This window comes from Elioraea tepida (assembly GCF_019203965.1).
GTDB classification, from domain to species: Bacteria; Pseudomonadota; Alphaproteobacteria; order Acetobacterales; family Acetobacteraceae; genus Elioraea_A; species Elioraea_A tepida.
Genome location: NZ_CP076448.1, coordinates 2,156,282 through 2,175,731, shown reverse-complemented (window position 1 = coordinate 2,175,731; position 19,450 = coordinate 2,156,282). Strand labels below are relative to the sequence as shown.

The 19,450-nt window shown below is 69.5% G+C and carries 16 protein-coding genes; 5 read left to right on the top strand and 11 right to left on the bottom strand.

Annotation, left to right across the window (positions count from 1 at the left end; translation table 11 throughout):
* The first annotated feature begins 1 nt into the window (after nt 1).
* Nucleotides 2-1,162 carry an amino acid ABC transporter permease gene (locus KO353_RS10340; RefSeq protein ID WP_218284606.1) on the top strand — a complete coding sequence of 387 codons (1,161 nt, stop codon included), beginning with the start codon at nt 2-4 and terminating at the stop codon, nt 1,160-1,162.
* A 19-nt stretch (nt 1,163-1,181) separates the two neighbouring features.
* Nucleotides 1,182-1,979, top strand: a complete 798-nt coding sequence (locus KO353_RS10335; protein ID WP_456236910.1) for an amino acid ABC transporter ATP-binding protein — start codon at nt 1,182-1,184, stop codon at nt 1,977-1,979.
* Nucleotides 1,980-2,202: 223 nt separating this feature from the next.
* Here the strand turns inward: KO353_RS10335 and KO353_RS10330 are convergent, their stop codons facing one another.
* From KO353_RS10330 to KO353_RS10320, 3 genes are read right to left on the bottom strand one after another with little or no spacing between them, the layout of a single operon-like run.
* Complete coding sequence (locus tag KO353_RS10330; RefSeq protein ID WP_218284605.1) at nt 2,203-3,708, bottom strand: tripartite tricarboxylate transporter permease; 1,506 nt, start codon at nt 3,706-3,708, stop codon at nt 2,203-2,205.
* Nucleotides 3,708-4,169: a tripartite tricarboxylate transporter TctB family protein gene (locus KO353_RS10325; RefSeq protein WP_218284604.1), complete on the bottom strand. Its 462-nt coding sequence runs from the start codon at nt 4,167-4,169 to the stop codon at nt 3,708-3,710. The genes KO353_RS10330 and KO353_RS10325 overlap by 1 nt, the downstream gene beginning before the upstream one ends.
* Nucleotides 4,170-4,203: 34 nt before the next feature.
* Nucleotides 4,204-5,226 carry a Bug family tripartite tricarboxylate transporter substrate binding protein gene (locus tag KO353_RS10320; protein WP_218284603.1) on the bottom strand — a complete coding sequence of 341 codons (1,023 nt, stop codon included), beginning with the start codon at nt 5,224-5,226 and terminating at the stop codon, nt 4,204-4,206.
* A gap of 120 nt (nt 5,227-5,346) precedes the next feature.
* Here KO353_RS10320 and KO353_RS10315 point away from each other — a divergent pair, with 120 nt between their 5' ends.
* The 3 genes from KO353_RS10315 to mutL all read left to right on the top strand — a co-directional run bounded on the left by KO353_RS10315 (nt 5,347) and on the right by mutL (nt 9,197).
* Nucleotides 5,347-5,754, top strand: a complete 408-nt coding sequence (locus tag KO353_RS10315; protein WP_218284602.1) for a DUF4332 domain-containing protein — start codon at nt 5,347-5,349, stop codon at nt 5,752-5,754.
* A 69-nt stretch (nt 5,755-5,823) separates the two neighbouring features.
* Complete coding sequence (pgi, locus tag KO353_RS10310) at nt 5,824-7,473, top strand: glucose-6-phosphate isomerase (protein WP_218284600.1); 1,650 nt, start codon at nt 5,824-5,826, stop codon at nt 7,471-7,473.
* Nucleotides 7,473-9,197 (top strand): DNA mismatch repair endonuclease MutL, encoded by a 1,725-nt coding sequence (gene mutL, locus KO353_RS10305; RefSeq protein WP_218284599.1) that lies wholly within the window; start codon nt 7,473-7,475, stop codon nt 9,195-9,197. Before pgi ends, mutL begins: the two co-directional genes overlap by 1 nt.
* Before the next feature lie 180 nt (nt 9,198-9,377).
* Here the strand turns inward: mutL and gcl are convergent, their stop codons facing one another.
* From gcl to KO353_RS10265, 8 genes are all read right to left on the bottom strand, one after another.
* The gene (gene gcl / locus KO353_RS10300; protein WP_218284598.1) at nt 9,378-11,216 is read right to left on the bottom strand and encodes a glyoxylate carboligase; all 1,839 of its coding nucleotides are present in this window, start codon (nt 11,214-11,216) and stop codon (nt 9,378-9,380) included.
* A 144-nt stretch (nt 11,217-11,360) separates the two neighbouring features.
* Entirely contained in the window at nt 11,361-12,176 is an 816-nt protein-coding gene (locus KO353_RS10295; RefSeq protein ID WP_218284597.1) for an IclR family transcriptional regulator domain-containing protein, read from the bottom strand.
* Between the two features lie 89 nt (nt 12,177-12,265).
* The gene (locus KO353_RS10290) at nt 12,266-13,309 is read right to left on the bottom strand and encodes a C-terminal binding protein (protein WP_218284596.1); all 1,044 of its coding nucleotides are present in this window, start codon (nt 13,307-13,309) and stop codon (nt 12,266-12,268) included.
* 59 nt (nt 13,310-13,368) lie between these two features.
* A complete protein-coding gene (locus KO353_RS10285; RefSeq protein WP_218284595.1) occupies nt 13,369-14,277 on the bottom strand; it encodes a carbohydrate ABC transporter permease in 909 nt (302 codons plus the stop codon).
* Complete coding sequence (locus tag KO353_RS10280) at nt 14,270-15,247, bottom strand: carbohydrate ABC transporter permease (RefSeq protein WP_218284594.1); 978 nt, start codon at nt 15,245-15,247, stop codon at nt 14,270-14,272. The genes KO353_RS10285 and KO353_RS10280 overlap by 8 nt, the downstream gene beginning before the upstream one ends.
* A gap of 82 nt (nt 15,248-15,329) precedes the next feature.
* Nucleotides 15,330-16,670 (bottom strand): ABC transporter substrate-binding protein, encoded by a 1,341-nt coding sequence (locus KO353_RS10275; RefSeq protein WP_218284593.1) that lies wholly within the window; start codon nt 16,668-16,670, stop codon nt 15,330-15,332.
* Nucleotides 16,671-16,705: 35 nt separating this feature from the next.
* Nucleotides 16,706-17,758, bottom strand: a complete 1,053-nt coding sequence (locus KO353_RS10270) for an ABC transporter ATP-binding protein (protein ID WP_218284592.1) — start codon at nt 17,756-17,758, stop codon at nt 16,706-16,708.
* A 43-nt stretch (nt 17,759-17,801) separates the two neighbouring features.
* Complete coding sequence (locus KO353_RS10265) at nt 17,802-19,439, bottom strand: thiamine pyrophosphate-requiring protein (protein ID WP_218284591.1); 1,638 nt, start codon at nt 19,437-19,439, stop codon at nt 17,802-17,804.
* Nucleotides 19,440-19,450: the final 11 nt, after the last annotated feature.

The window sequence follows — 19,450 nt, the reverse complement described above, 5'->3', positions numbered from 1 at the left end:
GATGACCCCGCCTCCGGCAGAGGCAGCGGCGATCCCAGCCGGTGCGAGCCTTCCCCCCTCCCGAGAGCGCGCAGCACCACGCCTGAGCACGGGGCCGATCGGCTGGCTTCGCGCGAACCTGTTCCGTTCCTGGGCGTCGACGGCGGTCACGCTCGTGCTCGCCTATCTCGTGATCCGCTGGACCTTCGCCTTCTTCGAGTGGGCCGTCCTGAACGCCGTGTGGTCGGTTCCGGGAACGGGGCAGAACGTCGACACCTCCGCCTGCCGGGCGTTGCAGGGGGCGGGCGCGTGCTGGGCGCTGATCGCCGAGAAGTATCGGTTCATCCTGTTCGGCCTCTACCCGTTCGACCAGCAGTGGCGGCCGGCGATCTGTGTCGCGATCTTCATCGGCCTCTACGTCGTGTCGGCGATGCGCCGGTTCTGGCGGCGCGAGCTCCTCCTGATCTGGCTCGCTGCGCTTGCCGTGATCGGCACCCTGATGTGGGGCGGGGTGTTCGGCCTGCCCTATGTGCCGCAGGAGCGCTGGGGCGGGCTGATCATCACCCTGATCCTTTCGACCTTCGGCATCGCCTTCGCCTTCCCGCTCTCCATCCTCGTCGCACTCGGGCGTCGGGCGAACAACCTGCCGGCGGTCAAGGCGCTCTGCGTCGTCTACATCGAGCTCATTCGCGGCGTGCCGCTGATCAGCCTCCTGTTCATGGCGTCCGTGATGTTCCCGCTCTTCCTGCCGGAGGGGATGAACATCGACAAGCTCCTGCGCGCCCAGATTGCGATCATCCTGTTCGCGGCGGCCTATCTCGCCGAAGTGGTGCGCGGCGGGCTGCAGGCCCTGCCGCGCGGGCAGTACGAGGCGGCGGAGGCGCTCGGCCTCACCTATTGGCAGAAGACCGGGCTGATCATCCTCCCCCAGGCGCTTCGGATGGTGATCCCCCCCCTGGTCAACACCTTCATCGGCATGTTCAAGGATACCTCTCTCGTGCTGATCATCGGCATCTTCGACCTGCTCAACACCGCCAAGGCCTCGATCATCGAGCCTGCCTGGCAGGGCTTCGGGACGGAGGCCTATCTCACCGTCGCGGCGATCTACTTCGTGTTCTGCTTCGCGATGTCGAGCTACTCGGCCGGTCTCGAGGAGGAGTTCAACCGCCACCGCCGGCGCTGACGCGAAAGGAAGGAGAGGCATGCAGCAGACGGCGCCCCTGACACCGGCGAACGATCACGCCGCAGAGCTCGTCAACGCCAAGGTGATGATCGAGCTCGATCGGGTGAACAAATGGTTCGGCCCGCTGCACGTGCTGCGCGACGTAAGCCTCGCTGTGAAGGAGCGCGAGCGCGTCGTCGTCTGCGGCCCTTCGGGCTCCGGCAAGTCCACCATGATCCGCTGCATCAACCGGCTCGAGCAGCACCAGGAGGGAAGGATCGTCGTCGACGGGATCGAACTGACCGACGACCTGCGCAACATCGACGCCATACGCCGCGAGGTCGGCATGGTGTTCCAGTCCTTCAACCTGTTTCCGCATCTGACCATCCTCGAGAACCTCACGCTTGCGCCGATCTGGGTGCGCAAGATGCCGAAGAAGGAGGCCGAGGAGCTCGCGATGACCTATCTCGCCCGGGTGAAGATTCCCGAACAGGCGCACAAGTATCCGGGCCAGCTCTCGGGCGGGCAGCAGCAGCGCGTGGCGATCGCCCGCGCCCTCTGCATGCGACCGAAGATCATGCTGTTCGACGAGCCGACCTCGGCGCTCGACCCGGAGATGATCAAGGAGGTGCTCGACGTGATGGTCGAGCTCGCCGAGAGCGGCATGACGATGGTCGTGGTCACGCACGAGATGGGCTTCGCCCGCCAGGTGGCCGACCGCGTGGTGTTCATGGACCGCGGCGAGGTGATCGAGGTTGCGCCGCCGACCGAGTTCTTCGGCAACCCGCGGTCGGAGCGCCTGAAGCTGTTCCTGAGCCAGATCCTGCGCGGGCATTGAGGGCGGGCCGCGCGGCCGCCCGCTCGGCATTTCGACGAGGCTCGCCGTCTGTCCGTCCACGGAAGGAACGGCGGAGAGGAATCGCGCGCGCGACCATCCCTTGAGCGCCAGTCCCCAGGCGATTGCGGTGACACATCGCCCTTTCGGGACGTGCTAGGATCGTTCCGATGTCGGGCGCATCTCTCCCCGGCTGCGCGGCCCGCGCCGCCGTGATCGCGCCCGCTCACACCTCCGCCCGATCGCGGCGCCCGAGCACCGCACCGGCAAGCACCGGCCACAGCAGCACGACGACGCACGCGATCCAGAGCCCCGACGCGAGCGGGCTCCCCACCAGGATCGCGAGGTCGCCGCCCGAGAGCGCCATGGCGCGGCGAAGATTGTCCTCGAGCATCCGCCCGAGCACCATCCCGAGCAGGAGCGGCACGAGCGGAACGCCCGCCTTGCGCGCCGCCCAGCCGGCGACGCCGAAGCCGGTGGCGAGCAGCAGGTCGAGCACCGAATTGTTCACCGCCCACACGCCGGTGAAGGCGAGCGCGATCACGAGCGGGTAGAGCACCCAAGGGGGGACCAGGAGCATCCGCACGAACAGGCGGATCAGCGGCAGGTTCAGCACAAGCAGAACGACGTTGGCGAGATACATCGAGGCGATCAGCCCCCAGACCAGCGGCGCATTGTCACGGAACAGCAACGGCCCGGGCGTGATGTCGTAGAGCATCAGCGCCCCCATCATCACCGCGGTCGTCGCCGACCCGGGGATGCCGAGGGCCAGCATCGGGATCATCGAGCCTGCATGCGAGGCGTTGTCGGCCGTCTCCGGCGCGGCGACCCCGCGGATGTCGCCCTTGCCGAAGCCGGCGTTCGGCCCGGCGAGGCGACGCTCGATTGCATAGGCGAGCGGGGTCGCGAGCGTGGCTCCCGCTCCCGGCAGCACGCCGACGACGAAGCCCGCAAGCGCGCTTCGGAGCATCGTCGGCAGGGTCGTCACGATGTCGGCGATAGCAAGGCCGCCCCGCCCGACCTCCGGCACCGCCTCGACCGCGTCGCCGCGGCGTTCGATCAGTTCGAGCACTTCGGCGACCGCGAACAGGCCGATCACCACCACGGTGAAGTCGATCCCGTCGAGGAACTCGAGCTCGCCGAAGGTGAAGCGCTCGATCCCTGTGCCGCTGTCGGTGCCGACGGTCGCAAGCAGGAGGCCGATCGCCCCGGCAGCCAGGGCCTTCGCCGCCGACCCGCCGCCGATCCCGGCGGCGGCCGCAAGCGCGAGCGCGACGAGGGCGACATACTCGGCCGGCCCGAAGGCGAGGCCCGCGCGCGCGATCGTCGGCGCGGCGAGCGTCAGCAGCACCACCGCGCCTGTGCCGCCGACGAAGGAGCCGATCGCGGTGATGGCAAGTGCGCGCGCCCCCTCGCCGCGACGCGCCATCGGGTGGCCGTCGAGTGTGGTCATCACGCTCGAGGGGTCGCCCGGCACGTTGAGGAGGATCGCCGCGATCCGACCGCCATAGCCGCCGCCGGAATACGTGGCGGCCATCAGGATCAGCGCCGAGGTCGCGGGAAGCTTGAGCGCGTAGACGAGCGGCAGCAGGAGGGCGATCGCGTTCACCGGGCCGATCCCCGGCAGGGCGCCCACCACCGTGCCGACGAAGGCGCCGGCAACCGCGAGACCGAGGTTGAGCGGCGTCAGAGCGGTCGCGAAGCCGGCGGCGAGAAGCCCGAACGCGTCCATCAGAGCCCGACCGGCCCGACCACGGCCCCGAGCACGCCTCCGGGGAGCGGGATCTCGAGCAGACGATCAAACAGCGCGTGCAGCGCCGCCCCGACGCCGAGGCCGAACAGGACGGAGACAAGCGGGCGACCGCCGAACACCATCGCCGAGAGCGCGACGGCGAGAGCAGTCGCAAGAACGAAGCCCAAGGGCCGCATCAGCAGCGCGTAGAGGACGAGCGCCGCTGCGGCGGCGGCGATCGCCCCGAGCCGCCGCGCCGATGGCCAGGCGACCGGAGGGCCGGGCCGCACGGCGACGAGGACCCCGCAGGCGAGCAGGACCGAGCCCGCCACCGTCGGGAAGGGCTTCGGCCCGACCGGGTCGCCCAGGAACCGGACCTCGAGACCCTGCGCGGCCCAGATCGCGGCAAGCCCGAGCGCAGCGAGCGCCAGGCCGAGCACCCGGTCGGTGCGCCCACGCACCGTCACGCCCCCGCCGGCCCGGGCGGGCGTGCCGCTACTGGATCAGCCCCATCTCCCGCGAGAGAGCGCGCATCATCTCGACGCGCTCCTTGGCCAGGGCCGTGAAGTCGGCACCGAGGCTGTCGTAGGCGAACAGGCCCTGGCCGTCGCGCGCCGCCGCCCAGGCCGGGTGGGCGGTGAGCTTCCTGAGCGCCTCGACCCAGAACCGATACGCCTCCTCCGGGGCACCGGGCGGCATGTAAAGCCCGCGCACGATCGCCCATTCGACATCGACCCCCTGCTCCTTCGCGGTCGGCACCTCGGCGAAGGGACCCGGCAGGCGGTTCGGCGAGAGGGTCGCGAGCACGCGCACCTCCCCGGCGGCGAGCTGCCCCTTCACTTCGGAGGCATCGCCCGGGAACACCTGGATGTGGCCGCCGAGCAGAGCGGCCATCGCCTGGCCGCCGCCCTCGTAGGCGACGTAACGCATCGCGCGCGGGTTCACCCCGGCGGCACGCGCGATCAGCGCCGCCTTCATCCAGTCCTGGCTGCCGACGGTCCCGCCCGCCCCCATCGGCACCGAGGCGGGGTTCGCCTTCAGCGCCGCGACGAGATCGCCGAGCGTGCGGAACGGGCTGTCCTTCCGCACCACGATGACGCCGAAATCGGCGCCGATCGCCCCCACCCAGCATACGTCGTTCTCGGTCCAGCGCCCAAACTTGCCCTGGGCGAAGTTGAGCCAGGACCCGGTCGAGACCGCGACGACGACGTTCGGGTCGGCCCGACGCTGCGCCTGGATGTGGTTCATCGCGACCGCACCGATCCCCCCCGGCATGTTGGTGGTGCGCATCGGCGCGGCGACGATGCCGAGCTCGTTCAGCATCCGCCCCGTCAGCCTGCAGGTGAGATCGAACCCGCCGCCCGGGGCGGCGCCTGCGATGCATTCCGGGCTGGTCGGCTGCCACTGCACTGCCGCCGGTGCGGCGGCAAGGACGAGTGTGGCCAGCGCGATGGTGGTTCGGATCATCCCTTCCTCCCAGACCTGCTGCGTCTCGCGCCGCTCGCGCGATCGTGCCATCGCCCTGTCCCCCCTTGTCACCCCCCCGGGTCGGGAGCGGGTGGGAGGTGCGTTTTCGGTTCCAGCGGATCGCCGTTTCATGGTCAGATCCCCAGGCGAACGATTTGGGAACGACGCCGGATGGCCTACCGCCTGTCACGGATCGAGGGCATCGGGCCCGTCTACGTCGCGAAGCTCGCCGACGCCGGCCTCGCGACGACCGACGACCTGCTTGAGGCGGCGGCACGGCCGAAGGGCCGTGCCGCGCTGGCGGAGAGGACCGGGATCAGCGAGACGCTGATCCTGAAATGGGCCAACCGGGCCGACCTGATGCGCGTCAAGGGCATCTCCGAGGAGATCAGCGACCTCCTCGAGGCGGCGGGAGTCGACACGGTCGCCGAGCTCAAGCGCCGCCGGCCCGACCATCTGGCCGCGGCGCTGCGCGCGGTCAACGAGCGAAAGCGCCTCGTCCGGCGCGTTCCCGGCGAGGCGCAGTGCGCGCGGTTCATCGCGGCCGCGAAGGCCCTACCGCGCGTGCTGAGCTACTGACCGCGCCCGGGCGTTGACCCGGGCGGCCCGGGCAGGAACCATCCCCGCTCATTGCGCCGGATCCTCTTGATGCAGCACCCGCTCACTGCGACCGAACCCTGGGCACGGCTCGCCGCCCTCGCCGCACGGCCGGACGCCGGCGCGATCCGGCGCCGCCTGCTCGAGGATCCGAACCGGTTCGCGAGGCTTTCGCGCACCGGGGCAGGCCTCCTGCTCGATCTCTCCCGAACCGCGCTCGACGATACAACCCTCGAGGCCCTGCTTGCGCTGGCCGAGGCGGCGCGGGTTACCGAGAAGCTCGCGGCGATGGCGCGCGGCGAGATCGTGAACACGACGGAACGACGCGCCGCGCTGCACATGGCGCTGCGGGCGCCGCGCGACGCCGGGTTCCGCGCCGACACCGGCAACGGGTGGGAAGACGCCTCGGCGATCGTCCACGCCGAGCTCGGGCGGATGCGGCAGTTCGTCGCCGAGGTGCACGAGGGGCGCGCGCGCGGCGCCACAGGGGCTCCCTTCGCCTCCGTCCTCAACCTCGGCATCGGCGGGTCTGACCTGGGCCCCGCGATGGTGACGGAGGCGCTCGCCGCCCTGCCGGCGCGGCTTGATGCGCGCTTCGTCTCGAATGTCGATGGCCACGCGCTCGCCCCCGTACTCGCGAGCCTCGATCCGGCACGCACGCTCGTGCTCGTCGCCTCGAAGACCTTCACAACCCAGGAGACGATGGCGAACGCCAAGGTCGTGCGCTCCTGGCTCGTCTCGGCGCTCGGCGAGGGGGCGGTCGCTGCGCAGGTGGTGGCGCTGTCCTCGAACGCGCGCGCGGTCGCCGAGTTCGGTGTGCTTCCGGAACGGACTTTCGGCTTCCGCGACTGGGTGGGCGGGCGCTTCTCCCTCTGGGGCCCGATCGGGCTTGCGATCGCGCTCGCCCGCGGCTGGGAGGCCTTCGCCTCGCTGCTCGCCGGGGCGCATGCGATGGACCGGCACATGCTCACGGCGCCGGCTGCGGAGAACCTGCCGCTCCTACTGGCCCTCGCCCATACCTGGCACGCCACCTTCCGCGGCCACGCGGCCTATGCCTGCCTTCCCTATGACCAGCGGCTCGCGCGCCTGCCCGCCTGGCTGCAGCAGCTCGAGATGGAGAGCAACGGCAAGCGCGTCGACGTCACGGGGCAGCCTGTCCCCTTCCCCACTGCGCCGGTGGTGTTCGGCGAGCCGGGAACGAACGCCCAGCACAGCTTCATGCAGCTCCTGCACCAGGGCACCCAGGTGATCCCGGCCGACATCATCATCGTTGCGCGGCCGGACCATGCGCTCGCCGAGAACCACCGCATCTTGCTCGCCCACGCCCTCGCCCAAGCGGCGGCGCTCGCTCTCGGCCGGTCCGCCGCCGAGCAGGAAGGCGCGATGCTCGCCTCCGGCATGGACGCGGCAGAGGCGCGGCGTCTTTCGCCGCACCGGCACTTCCCCGGCGATCGGCCGTCGATCGGCATCGTCCTGCCGCGGCTCGAGCCCGTCTCGCTCGGCGCCCTGCTCGCTCTGTACGAGCACAAGGTGGCGGCGCAGGCCGCTCTGTGGGGAATCAACGCCTTCGACCAGTGGGGGGTGGAGCTCGGCAAGACGCTTGCCGCCGGCACACTCCCTGCGCTCAAGACGGGCGAGACGGGCGCCCTCGACCCGGCGACAGGCGGGCTCGTGCGGGCGCTCTGCCGGATGGGCGCGTGATGGTCGGTCTCCCGCCGCGTCGGCCGCAACGTGTCCGGCTCCTGCCGCCGGCGGTGGCCGACCGGATCGCCGCCGGCGAGGTGGTCGAACGCCCCGCCGCGGTGGTGAAGGAGCTCGTCGAGAACGCGCTCGATGCCGGGGCGAGCCGGATCGCGGTGGCGCTCGAGGAAGGCGGACTTTCTCGCATCACGGTCGAGGATGACGGCGCAGGGATGGAGGCGGAGGACCTCGCTCTTGCGGTCGAGCGGCACGCGACCTCGAAGCTCGCCGACGAGCGGCTGATTGAGATTGTCACGCTCGGCTTCCGCGGCGAGGCGCTCCCCTCGATCGGCGCCGTCGCGAAGCTCGAGATCGTGTCGCGTCCGCGCGGCGCGGCCGAGGGCCATGCGATCACCGTCATCGCCGGGGCGAAGGGAGAGGTGCGCCCTGCCGCGTCGAGCCCCGGCACGCGCGTGACGGTGCGCGAGCTGTTCTTCAATGCTCCCGCACGGCTGAAGTTCCTGAAGGGGCCACGCGCCGAGGCAGAGGCGTGCCTCGCCGCTCTGCGACGCCTCGCGCTTGCCCATCCCGGGGTGGCGTTCCACGCGAGCGTCGACGGCCGAGAGGCGCTCTCCCTCGCACCGGCCGATTTCGCCACGCGCGCGTCGCGGCTGCTCGGCCAGGACTTCGCCGCACATGCGATCCCGCTTTCAGCAGAGCGCGGTCCGATTCGGCTCTCCGGTCTCGTCGGGCCGCCGAGCCTGACACGGGCGACGGCTGCCGAGCAGCACGTCGTGGTGAACGCGCGGCCGGTGACCGACCGCCTCCTGCGCACGGCCCTGCGCGTCGCCTACGCGGAGCTGATCGAACGCGGCCGGCACCCGATGGCAGCTCTGGTGCTCGACCTTCCCCCGCCACTCGTCGATGTCAACGTCCATCCGGCCAAGACGGAGGTGCGGTTCCGCGATGCCGAGGCGGTGCGCGGCTTCGTGATCGGAGCGATCCGATCCGCGATCGCGACGACGCACGCACCCCCCGCACCGGCCGCTCCCCTTCGCTTCGCCGCGCCGGCGCCGGCGCGGCCAGGGCTCGCCGAGGCGCCGGTGCTCCCACTCGTTGCACCGCCCGCCGCGCCGAGGGTCGAGCCCGCACCGCCGCCACCCCATCCGCTCGGTGCCGCCCGGGCCCAGCTTCTTGCCACCTACATCGTCGCCGAGACGGCGGACGGGGGGGTGATCCTCGTCGACCAGCACGCTGCCGCCGAGCGCCTCGCCCATGAGGCGCTTAAGGCGGCACGCGCCTCGGGCCCCGTGCCCGCGCAGGCGCTGCTTGTTCCGGGCGTGGTCGAGCTCGATCCGGCCTCCGTGCGGCGAGTGCTCGCCCATGCCGACGGCCTCGCCGCGCTCGGCCTCGCGGTCGAGCCGTTCGGGGAGGGTGCGGTGCTGGTGCGAAGCCTTCCCGTGCCGCTCGCGGGAGCGGACCCAGCGCCGCTTGTGCGCGACATCGCCGACGAGCTCGCCGACGCGGGGGAGACGACGGCGCTCGCGTCGCGGCTCGACGCCGTGCTCGCCCGTATGGCCTGCCATGGCTCGATCCGCGCCGGGCGGAGGCTGTCGCTCGCCGAGATGGACGCCCTTCTCCGCGCGATCGAGACGACACCCGGCAGCGGCACCTGCAGCCACGGCAGGCCCACCTGGATCAGGCTCGCGAAGGCGGATCTCGAGCGCCTGTTCGGCCGGCGCTGAGGGTCAGCCGAGCGGGTGCCCGGCCGGCGTTTCGCGACACGCCCCTGAGCGCCGCTCCGACCGGGCGCGACCCGACGACGTTGACCCTCGGCTCGACGGACGCTCACCGCCGATCTCGAGGCGGAGCGGCTTCGTTTCGAACGGGCTCGGCAGCGGACTCCTCGACACTGATTCGGGCGGTCAGGCGGGCTGTTTCTCGGGCGCCGGCTCAGCCGTCACCGTGGCGTCGTTCATCCTCGGGCCGGACATGTCGTCGAGCGAGGCCGAAGGCTCGAGCGTCAGGATCTCCTCGAACTCGGTGATGTTGTTGAGTTCCGTTCCCATCGCGATGTTGGTCACACGCTCGAGGATGAACTCGAGCACCACGGGAACCTGATGCTCGTCCATCAGCGCGCGGGCCTTCTTGAAGGCCTCCTTGAACTCGTTCGGGCTCTTCACGCGCAACGCCTTGCAGCCGAGCCCCTCCGCCACCGCCACATGGTCAACACCGTAGCCGGCCACGCCGTCCTCGTCGCGCATGTTGATGTTGTCGAAGGCGAGGCTGACCTCGAAATCCATCTGGAAGCCGCGCTGCGCCTGGCGGATCAGGCCGAGATAGGAGTTGTTCACGACAATGTGGAGATAGGGCAGCTTGTACTGGGCCCCGACGGCGAGCTCCTCGATCAGGAACTGGAAATCGTAGTCGCCGGACAGGGCGACGATCTCGCGGTGCGGGTCGGCCGCGCGCACGCCGAGTGCGGCGGGAAGCGTCCACCCAAGCGGGCCGGCCTGGCCGCAGTTGATCCAGTTGCGCGGCTTGTAGACGTGCAGGAACTGCGCGCCTGCGATCTGCGACAGCCCGATCGTGGTGACGTAGCAGGTGTCGCGCGAGAACGCCTCGTTCATCTCCTGGTAGACGCGCTGCGGCTTCAGCGGCACCTGGTCGAAATGCGTCCGACGCAGCATGGTGCGCTTGCGGTGCAGGCACTCGGCCGCCCAGTCGCTCCAGTCGGGCAGCCTGCCCTCCGCCTTCCACGCTTCCGCCACCTCGACGAACAGCGCGAGCGCCGCCCCCGCATCCGAGACGATGCCGAAATCAGGGTTGAACACGCGGCCGATCTGCGTCGGCTCGATATCGACATGAATGAACCGCCGCCCCTCGGTGTACACCTCGATCGAGCCGGTGTGGCGGTTGGCCCAGCGGTTGCCGATCCCGAGCACGAAATCGCTCTTGAGGAACGTGGCGTTGCCGTAGCGGTGCGAGGTCTGCAAGCCCACCATGCCGGCCATCAGCGGATGGTCGTCCGGGATCGAGCCCCAGCCCATCAGCGTCGGGATCACCGGGATGCCGGTGACCTCGGCGAAGCGCACGAGCAGGTCTGATGCATCGGCGTTGATAATGCCTCCGCCCGCGACGATCAGCGGCCGCTCGGCGGTCACGAGCATGCCCATCGCGTGCTCTATCTGCGCGCGCGTCGCCGCGGGCTTGTAGACGGGCAGCGGCGCATAGGTCGTGTCGTCGAACTCGATCTCGGCGTTCTGCACGTCGAGCGGAAGGTCGATCAGGACCGGGCCGGGGCGCCCGGAGCGCATCACGTGGAAGGCCTGCTGGAACACGCGCGGCACGAGGCCCGGTTCGCGCACCGTCACCGCCCACTTGGTGACGGGCTTGGCGATCGATTCGATGTCGACGGCCTGGAAGTCCTCCTTGTGCAGCTTCGCGCGCGGCGCCTGCCCCGTGATGCAGAGGATCGGCACGCTGTCGGCCTGCGCGGTGTAGAGGCCGGTGATCATGTCGGTTCCGGCAGGACCGGACGTGCCGATGCAGACGCCGATATTGCCCGGGGCGGCACGGGTATAGCCGTCGGCCATGTGCGAGGCGCCCTCGACATGGCGCGCGAGGATGTGGCGGATCGTTCCGCGACGCCGCAGCGCGGCATAGAGCGGGTTGATCGCCGCTCCCGGCACGCCGAACGCGACCGTGACCCCCTCCTTCTCAAGCACCCGAACCGCTGCCTCGACCGCCGGCATCCTCGGCATCGCCCGCTCTCCATTCCGTGATCACGTCCTGACAGGCCCTCGCGGCACGCCCGTCGCCGGCAGATGGGAGAGAACGATGTGCCCTGCAAGCCGCCCAGGACGGCTTTCCGCGATGTGGAAATGGGACAGGAATCGACTTTAATTTCAGTCCTTTAAGCGCCCCCCGACCTGCGCTGTCAGCGCCGCCGCCGCGGCGGCGACGAGGCTCCCCGCACGGGCGAGGGCGGCATCGTCGATCCGGGCGACCGGGCCGGAGAGGGACAGCGCCGCGAGCGGCCGCCCGTCCTCGTCAAGGATCGCGGCGGCCACACAGCGCAGGCCAACCGCGTGCTCCTCGTCGTCGATCGCAAAGCCACGCCGACGGGTCGCCTCGAGGTCGTCGCGCAGCTTCCGTGGCGTGTCGAGGGTCCGGGGTGTCATCCGCGGCAGGCCGTGCATCTGAAGGATCCGGGTCACCTCCGCCTCCGGAAGCCGCGCGAGCATGGCCTTGCCGACACCGGAGCAGTGCATCTTCACCCGCCCGCCGGGGCGGGCGATCGCGCGCATCATCTGCCGCGACTCGACCTGGCCCATGCACACCGCCTCGCCGCCCTCCTCGATGTAGAGGTTCGCCGTCTCGCCGGTCTCCTCCATCAGCCGACGCATCGCGGGGCGGGCGAGAGCGAGCAGGTCACGCGCACGCCGGAAGGCCTGGCCGACGGTGAAGGCCTGCACGCCGACCTGCCACACGCCCTCGGCCGCGACGAACCGCACGAACCGGCGGTTCTGAAGCGTGGTCAGAAGCCGGTGCGCGGTGGATGGCGCGAGGCCGACCGTCTGCGCGAGGTCACCGAGGCTCAACCCCTCCGCGCTGTCGGCAAGCGCCTCGAGGAGGGCGAGCGCACGGGCGAGGGACTGAACCTGCGAAGGGTCGCGCGGCGTCTTCGCCCGACGCACCGAACGCCGCACCATCCCTGCCATGCCCACGCTCCCCTCGCCAAGAGAGCGCGGACCCTAGCGGCCGGGACGCGGGAACGGAAGCCTGTTCCGCGATGCGGAAGGGCGGCGGCTCAGCTGTTCGGGCCGCGCGTCATCGCATAGGGCTGCCAGCGCTGGAGCCCCGAACCCGGCAGCACGGTGGGGTTGACGCAGCTCATCGGCCAGCGCCCGGAGAGCACGAGCGCGAGCTCCTGCCCCACGCGGCGCTTGCGGGCCGGGTCGAAGCGCGACGAGGCGGAGGCGTTGTGCGGCGAGAGGATGACATGCGGCATCGCAAGGAGCGGGTTATCGGGCTTCGGCGGTTCGACCTCGAACACGTCAAGGCCCGCACCAGCGATCCACTTCTCCTCGAGAGCGCGGATCAGCGCCGCCTCGTCCACCGTCGGCCCGCGGCCGGTATTGATGAAGATCGCCGTGGGCTTCATCTGCCGGAAGTGCTTCTCCTTGAGGAAGCCGCGCGTCAGCGGCGTGTCGGGCAGATGCATCGAGACGAAATCCGACTGCGCGAGCACCTCGCTGAGCGCGCCTGGCCTGACCCCGAGATCGGAGAGGGTGAGCTCCTCGACGAACGGGTCGTAGGCGATCATCTGCAACCCGAAGGGCGCGGCACGCTTCGCCACCGCGCGTGCCACGCGGCCGAAGCCGATGAAGCCGAGCGTCAGCCCCATCAGCCGCGGCACGGAGAGCAGCTGCGGCCGCCCCTCGCTCCACCGCCCCTCACGCACCATCCGGTCCTGCTCGATCGCGCGCCGATGCGTCGCGAGCAGGAGCATCATCGCATGGTCGGCCACCTCCTCGATGAAGGTGTCGGGGCAGTTGGTAACGGGGATTCCCTTCGCCGTGGCGGCCGCGACATCGACATAGTCGACGCCGACGGTACCGAGGGCGATGATCTTGCATTTCGTCAACGCATCGATCATGCGCTTGGTGAACTTCATCCCCTTCGCGTAGACGGCGTCGGCCGAAGGGGCCGCGGCGATGAAGCCCTCCTCGGTTGGCGGGCACTCGACGATCTCGGCATCGAGTCCCTCGAGCGCCTCCATCTCGTAGGCATAGCCGCCGCCCGAGGTGGTGAAGGAGGCGCCGGCAGGGGTGAGGATGGTGAACCGTGCCACGTGGTCGATCTCCATGAGGTGTGGAAAGCTGCGGGGCGGCCCTGCCGCCCCAGCCGCGCCTACTCCTTCACCGCTCCCGTCAGCGAGGCGACGTAGTAGTCGACGAAGAAGGAGTAGACGAGCGCGACGGGAAGCGAGCCGAGCAGGGCGCCGGCCATCAGCGCACCCCATTGGTAGACGTCGCCCGTGACGAGCTCGGTCAGGATCGCGACCGGAACGGTCTTCTTCTCCGAGGACTGGATGAAGGCAAGCGCGTAGATGAACTCGTTCCACGACAAGGTGAACGAGAAGATGCCGGCGCTGATCAAGCCCGGAACGGCGAGCGGCAGGGTGATCCGCCTGAAGATCTGCAGCCGTGTGGCGCCGTCGATCAGCGCGCATTCCTCGAGCTCGAACGGGATCGACTTGAAGTAGCCGATCAGAAGCCAGGTGCAGAACGGCACGAGGAAGGTGGGATAGACGAGGATCAGCGCGAAGGGCGTGTCGAATAGGCCGAGCTGCACCACCATCGTCGCGAGCGGAATGAAGAGGATCGAGGGCGGAACGAGATAGGCGAGGTAGATGGCAAGCCCGACATAGTGGCTGCCCTTGAACCGCAAGCGCTGGATCGCATAGGCCGCGAGCGTGGAGGCGAACAGCGACAGGAACGTCGAACCGACCGCGACCCCCATGGTGGTGACGAACCAGGACGGGTAGGCCGTGTTGAACAGGAGGTGATAGACGTGGTCGAGCGTCGGCGAGGAGATCCAGAACGGGTTGTGGTTCTTGAAGTCCATCAGCTCGGCGTTCGGTTTGAACGCAGTGACGGTCATCCAGTAGAAGGGGAAGAGCAGGATGAAGATGAAGCACGAGAGCGGTAGGTAGAGGGTGATGAACCGCCTCTGGCGGCTCTCCCACGACATCCGCTCCGGCGCGCCCTGCTCGGGCCGCGGCGGCGCGCCTTCGGCGGCGAGGGCCCGCTCAGTCATTGGCCTCTCCCTGCTGCCACTTGCGCCGCGCGAGCGCGAAGTAGCTGAACAGCGTGGCGAACACGAGGAACGGAATCATGCTGACCGCGATCGCCGCGCCTTCGCCAAGCTGGCCCGCGGGGATGCCGCGCTGGAAGGCGAGAGTCGCGAGCAGATGCGTCGAGTTCACCGGCCCGCCGCGGGTGATGGCGTAGACGAGCTGGAAGTCGGTGAACGTGAAGATGATCGAGAAGGTCATCACGATCGCAAGGATCGGCATGATCATCGGCACGGTGATGTACCGGAACCGCTGCCAGGCGGTCGCTCCATCCAGCATCGCCGCCTCGTAGAGCGAGGGCGGGATGGTCTGCAGGCCCGCAAGCAGCGAGATCGCAACGAACGGGATGCCGCGCCAGATGTTCGCCGCGATCAGTGACCACCGTGCCGGCCACGCGGTGGAGATGAAGTCGATGTTGGTGTCGCGCCACCCCAGCACGTCCACGAACACGTAGGAGATGATCGAGAACTGCGGGTCATAGATCCACCAGAAGGCGATCGCGGACAGCACCGTCGGCACGATCCAGGGCACGAGGATGATCGCCCGGATGAAGCTCTTGAACGGCATGTGCTGGTTGAGGAGCAGCGCGAGCCAGAGCCCGAGCGCGAACTTCCCCACCGTCGCCACCCCCGTGTAGAACACCGAGTAGAATACGGCGTTCCAGAAGATCGGGTCCTCGAACAGGTATTCGAAATTCTCGAGCCCGATCCAGACGCCGCGGCGGCCGATCGTCGCATCCGTGAAGGCGAGCCAGACGCCCAAGCCAAGCGGATAGGTCAGGAACACCGAAAGCAGCCCGACCGCCGGCAGGAGGCACATCACGATCAGGAACGGCTTGAAGTCGAGCAGCCAGCCGAGCCAGGTCTGCTCCCGTCGCACCGGCGTCCAGCGCTGAGGAGCGGTGGCGAGCGGGGCCGTTGTCGATGTCTCCATGCCTCAGGGTCCTGCCGTCACGCCGCATTCGCAAAGCGTCGGCGGCGCCCCCGTTCCGCGGGCGCCGCCGTGCCGTTCGAGGTCAGGTCCTGCGGAAGTGGCGCTGCGCCCGCCGCTCCGCCTCGCGTACCGCCTGCTGCGGCGTCGCCTGCCCGGAGGCGACCGAGGCGCACATCTGAACCATAATGTATTCGGCGTTCGCCGCCGCCGAGGCCTGGCTGATCGGCCCCTTGTAGCCGATCCAGTAGTCCGACTTCATGACGTCGCGGAAGATCGCCACCTTCGGGTCGCCCTTCCATACCGCGCTCTCGGCGTAATTGGCGAGCGGCTGCGACCAGTAGCCGAGGTTCGCCTGAAGCCACGGGTCGTACTGCTCCGCCTCCATCAGGAAGGCGATCAGCGCCTTGGCGGCGTTGGGGAACCGGCTGTGGCGGAACAGCATGGCGTTGAGCGTGAGCCCCGCCATCGGCGAGGTGGCAGCCTTGCCCTTCGGCATGAGCGTATGCTGCGTGTCCTCGGCGATCGCCGCCGTCGCCGGGTCGTTCTTCAGCGCGAAATAGAGCGAGACGCCGTTCGAGGTGAGCCACAGCTCCTGCGCCGCATAGGCGCGGTTGTTGGAGATGTCGGTCCAGGCGAGCGTTCCGGGAATGAAGGTCGGATAGAGCTCCTTGAGGTATTCGAGCGCGGCGATCGTCTCGGGGCTGTTGATCGCCACCCGCCCGTCGGGGTCGACCAGGTATCCGTTGTGCGACCACACGAGCCAGTTCGCGAAGCCATTGCCGTCGCCGACGGCGTTGCCGAGCGCGAAGCCGGGCGGCTTGTTCAGCGCGCGGAGCTTGCGGCAGAGGTCGAGGAAGCCTGCGTGATCATCGGGTGGTGTCGTGTAGCCCGCCTCGTTGACGGCTGATTTGCGCCACACGAGCGGGCCGCCCGAGGCGCCGAAGGGCACGCCGATCCAGGTGTTGGTGTTGTGGCGGGTGCCGTAGCGACGCGCCATCGGCAGCCACCCGCCGTAGCGCGCGCCGAGATATTCCGCGACATCGGTGAGCTCGACCAGCTTGTCGACGTAGATGTGCGGCGCCTCGTTGAAGCCGATGATGATGTCTGGGCCGGCGCCGGTGTTCGCCGTCACCGCCGTCTGCTGGGTGATGTCCTCCCAGCCGACGAAATCGACCCGAACCTCCACACCCGTCTGCTGCGTGAAGCGGGCGCAGTTGGCGCGGAACACCTCCTCGTCGGGTTGGACGAAGCGGACGGGGCGGATCATGCGCAGGCTCGCGCCGCGCTCGATCGGCCATGACGGCGGGGTGACATTGGCGCGCTGGATCTGCGCCGAAGTCGGCGCGGCGCCGAGAGCGACCGCGGCCGCAGCCGAGGCGCCGAGCATCAGCGTTCCGCGCCGCGTGGTGATGATATTGGCCATGACTGTCTCCTCCTCCTTTATGTGTTATCGCCGAGCTAGATCCGCCGGCCCGACTGCCGGTCGAACAGGTGCACGAACGAAACCTCGGGCAGCACGGGAAGGATCTCCCCGTGCCGTGCCGAGATCCGCTCGCGGAACGCGCCGAGCATCGAGGTGCCGCCGCAGCGCAGGACGACCTGCGTCTCCGACCCGGTGGGCTCCACCACCTGCACCTCCGCCGGGATCCCGGCCGGATCGATCCGCAGATGCTCCGGCCGGATGCCGTAGATCACCTCCGCCGACCGGGCGCCCGAACCGTTCGGCGGCAGCGGCCAGGCGGTGCCGTCCTCCATGCGGAACACGCCGTCCTCGATCCGCCCCTCAAACATGTTCATCGCCGGGCTGCCGATGAAGCCCGCGACGAACAGGTTCGCCGGCCGGTCGTAGAGCTCGAGCGGCGGGCCGATCTGTTCGACGACGCCGTGGTTCATCACCACGATCTTGTCGGCCATCGTCATCGCCTCGATCTGGTCGTGCGTGACGTAGATCGTGGTCACCTTCAGCCGCTGGTGCAGCTCCTTGATCTCGGCGCGCATCGCCACGCGCAGCTTGGCATCGAGGTTGGAGAGCGGCTCGTCGAACAGGAACACCTGCGGGTTGCGCACGATCGCCCGGCCCATCGCCACGCGCTGCCTCTGCCCGCCCGAGAGCTGGCGCGGGTAACGGTGCAGAAGCTGGCCGAGGCCGAGGATCTTCGCCGCCCGCGCGACCTCCTCCTCCATCACCTGCTTCGGTGCGCCCGCGAGCTTGAGCGAGAACGCCATGTTCTCGAACACCGTCATGTGCGGATAGAGGGCGTAGTTCTGGAACACCATCGCGATGTCGCGGTCCTTCGGCGGCACGGTGTTCACCACCCGCCCGCCGATCGAGATCGTTCCGGCGGTGATGTTCTCGAGCCCGGCGATCAGGCGCAACAGCGTCGACTTGCCGCAGCCCGAGGGGCCGACGAGCACGACGAACTCGCCATCGTCGATCGACACGGTGACGTCCTTCAGCACCTGGGTGCTGCCGAAGAACTTGGTCACACGGCTCACCTCGACCGTGGCCATCCCTCTCCCCCTCCTGGCGTCCCGGCCGCGTCCCTGGTCACGGTCAGGCCGGCATCGGGATGCGCGACACCGCCGTCTCCTTGGCGGTGATGAACTCGACGAGAGCTGGCGTTCCCTCGCGTGTGGCGGCGATCGCGCGCTTGAGCGCCGGCACGATGTCGGCCGCCCGCTCGACACGCTCGCCATGGCCGCCGAAGGCGCGCGCCATCGCGGCATAGTCGCCGCTGATGTCGGTCGACCGATACTTCTCGGTGGAGATCGGCATCACCTTGAGCTCGATCGCCATGGAGAAGTTGTTGAGCAGCACCGACAGGATCGGGATCCGTTCGCGCACCGCCGTCTCGAAGTCCATCCCCGTGAAGCCGATCGCCGCGTCGCCCCACACATTGATGCAGAGTTTCTCGGGAGCGGCGAGTTTGGCGCCCATCGCGAGCCCGAGCCCGTAGCCGAGCTGCGTCGTCTTGCCCCAGCCGAGATAGGAGAGCGGGGTGGGCGACACCCAGAAGGGCGAGAGCTGGTCGCGCGGGCTGCCCGCGTCATGGGTGATGATGGTGTTGGCGGGGTCGACGGTGCGCCAGAGATCGCGCAGCACACGGTAGGGCGAGAGCGGGCTTGCGTCGCTGTCGCGCTTCTCCGCCCACTCGGCGAGCCAGGCCTCGCGCACCGCGGCGATCTCTGCTGCCACGGGAGCGGCGTCACGCGGGCCCTCTAGCCGGTCCGCGAGCGCGGCAAGCAGCGCATCGAGTGTGAGCGCCGCATCGCCAACGAGACCGAGCTCGATCGGAACGTCCTTGCTCAAATGGTCGGGGTCGAGGGTCGCGTGAATGATCCTCGGGCCGCGCGGCATCTTCACCGCGAAGTTGCTCTCGGTGAACGAGCAACCGATGCCGAGGATGACGTCGGCGCGGGAGAGGAAATGCGGCACCGTCGCCGGAACAGCGAGGCCGGCCGCACCGAGCGCGAGCGGGTGCGTCTCGGGGAAGGCGCTCTTGCCGCCGAGGCTCGTGGTGACCGGCGCGGCGAGAAGCTCGGCGAGAGCCCGAAGCTGCGGCCAGGCCTGCGCCCAGTGCACGCCCGTGCCGGCGTAGATCACCGGGCGTTTCGCTGCCGCAAGAAGGGCGGCGGCGCGCTCCACGTCGCCGGGATCGGGCCCCCAGCGCGTCGACGCCACGGGTGTGTAGTCGAGCGGCCCGACCTCCTCGTGCCACATGTCGGAGGGGATCTCGACGAGGCAGGGGCCGCCGCGGCCGTTGCGCAGGCGCGAAAACGCGCGCCGCATCACGGCCGAGACTTCGGAGGCGAGAACGATCGGCTCGGCGGATTTGGTCACGCCGCGCATCTGGATCGCGGCGTTGAAGTTCGGCGCAACGTGGGCGAGCCGGCGCGGATAGCCCATCGGCAGGACGAGCACCGGCACGCTCTCGCCGAAGCACTGCGCCACGCCGCCATAGGCGTTCTCCGCGCCCGGCCCGTGCTGCATGCAGAAGGCGCCGATCTTCCGCCCCGAGGTGACGCGCGAGATCGCATCCGCCATGTGCAGGCCGATCCGCTCCTGCCGCACCATGATCGGGCGGATGTCGATCGCGGCGGCGAATTCGATCAGGTGATTCACCGGGTAGCCGAGGAGCACCTCGATGCCCTCGCGCTTCATGATCTCGGCGATCGCTTCGCCCAGCTTCACGCGCTTCCTCC

Bases quoted from the DNA above. Each gene is read 5' to 3' on its own strand.
- KO353_RS10295 (WP_218284597.1), bottom strand. From the start codon at position 12,176: ATGGCAGGGATGGTGCGGCGTTCGGTGCGTCGGGCGAAGACGCCGCGC.
- KO353_RS10340 (WP_218284606.1), top strand. From the start codon at position 2: ATGACCCCGCCTCCGGCAGAGGCAGCGGCGATCCCAGCCGGTGCGAGC.
- pgi (WP_218284600.1), top strand. From the start codon at position 5,824: ATGCAGCACCCGCTCACTGCGACCGAACCCTGGGCACGGCTCGCCGCC.
- KO353_RS10320 (WP_218284603.1), bottom strand. From the start codon at position 5,226: ATGGCACGATCGCGCGAGCGGCGCGAGACGCAGCAGGTCTGGGAGGAA.
- KO353_RS10285 (WP_218284595.1), bottom strand. From the start codon at position 14,277: ATGACTGAGCGGGCCCTCGCCGCCGAAGGCGCGCCGCCGCGGCCCGAG.
- KO353_RS10315 (WP_218284602.1), top strand. From the start codon at position 5,347: ATGGCCTACCGCCTGTCACGGATCGAGGGCATCGGGCCCGTCTACGTC.
- mutL (WP_218284599.1), top strand. From the start codon at position 7,473: ATGGTCGGTCTCCCGCCGCGTCGGCCGCAACGTGTCCGGCTCCTGCCG.
- KO353_RS10270 (WP_218284592.1), bottom strand. From the start codon at position 17,758: ATGGCCACGGTCGAGGTGAGCCGTGTGACCAAGTTCTTCGGCAGCACC.
- KO353_RS10280 (WP_218284594.1), bottom strand. From the start codon at position 15,247: ATGGAGACATCGACAACGGCCCCGCTCGCCACCGCTCCTCAGCGCTGG.
- KO353_RS10275 (WP_218284593.1), bottom strand. From the start codon at position 16,670: ATGGCCAATATCATCACCACGCGGCGCGGAACGCTGATGCTCGGCGCC.
- KO353_RS10335 (WP_456236910.1), top strand. From the start codon at position 1,182: ATGCAGCAGACGGCGCCCCTGACACCGGCGAACGATCACGCCGCAGAG.
- KO353_RS10330 (WP_218284605.1), bottom strand. From the start codon at position 3,708: ATGGACGCGTTCGGGCTTCTCGCCGCCGGCTTCGCGACCGCTCTGACG.
- gcl (WP_218284598.1), bottom strand. From the start codon at position 11,216: ATGCCGAGGATGCCGGCGGTCGAGGCAGCGGTTCGGGTGCTTGAGAAG.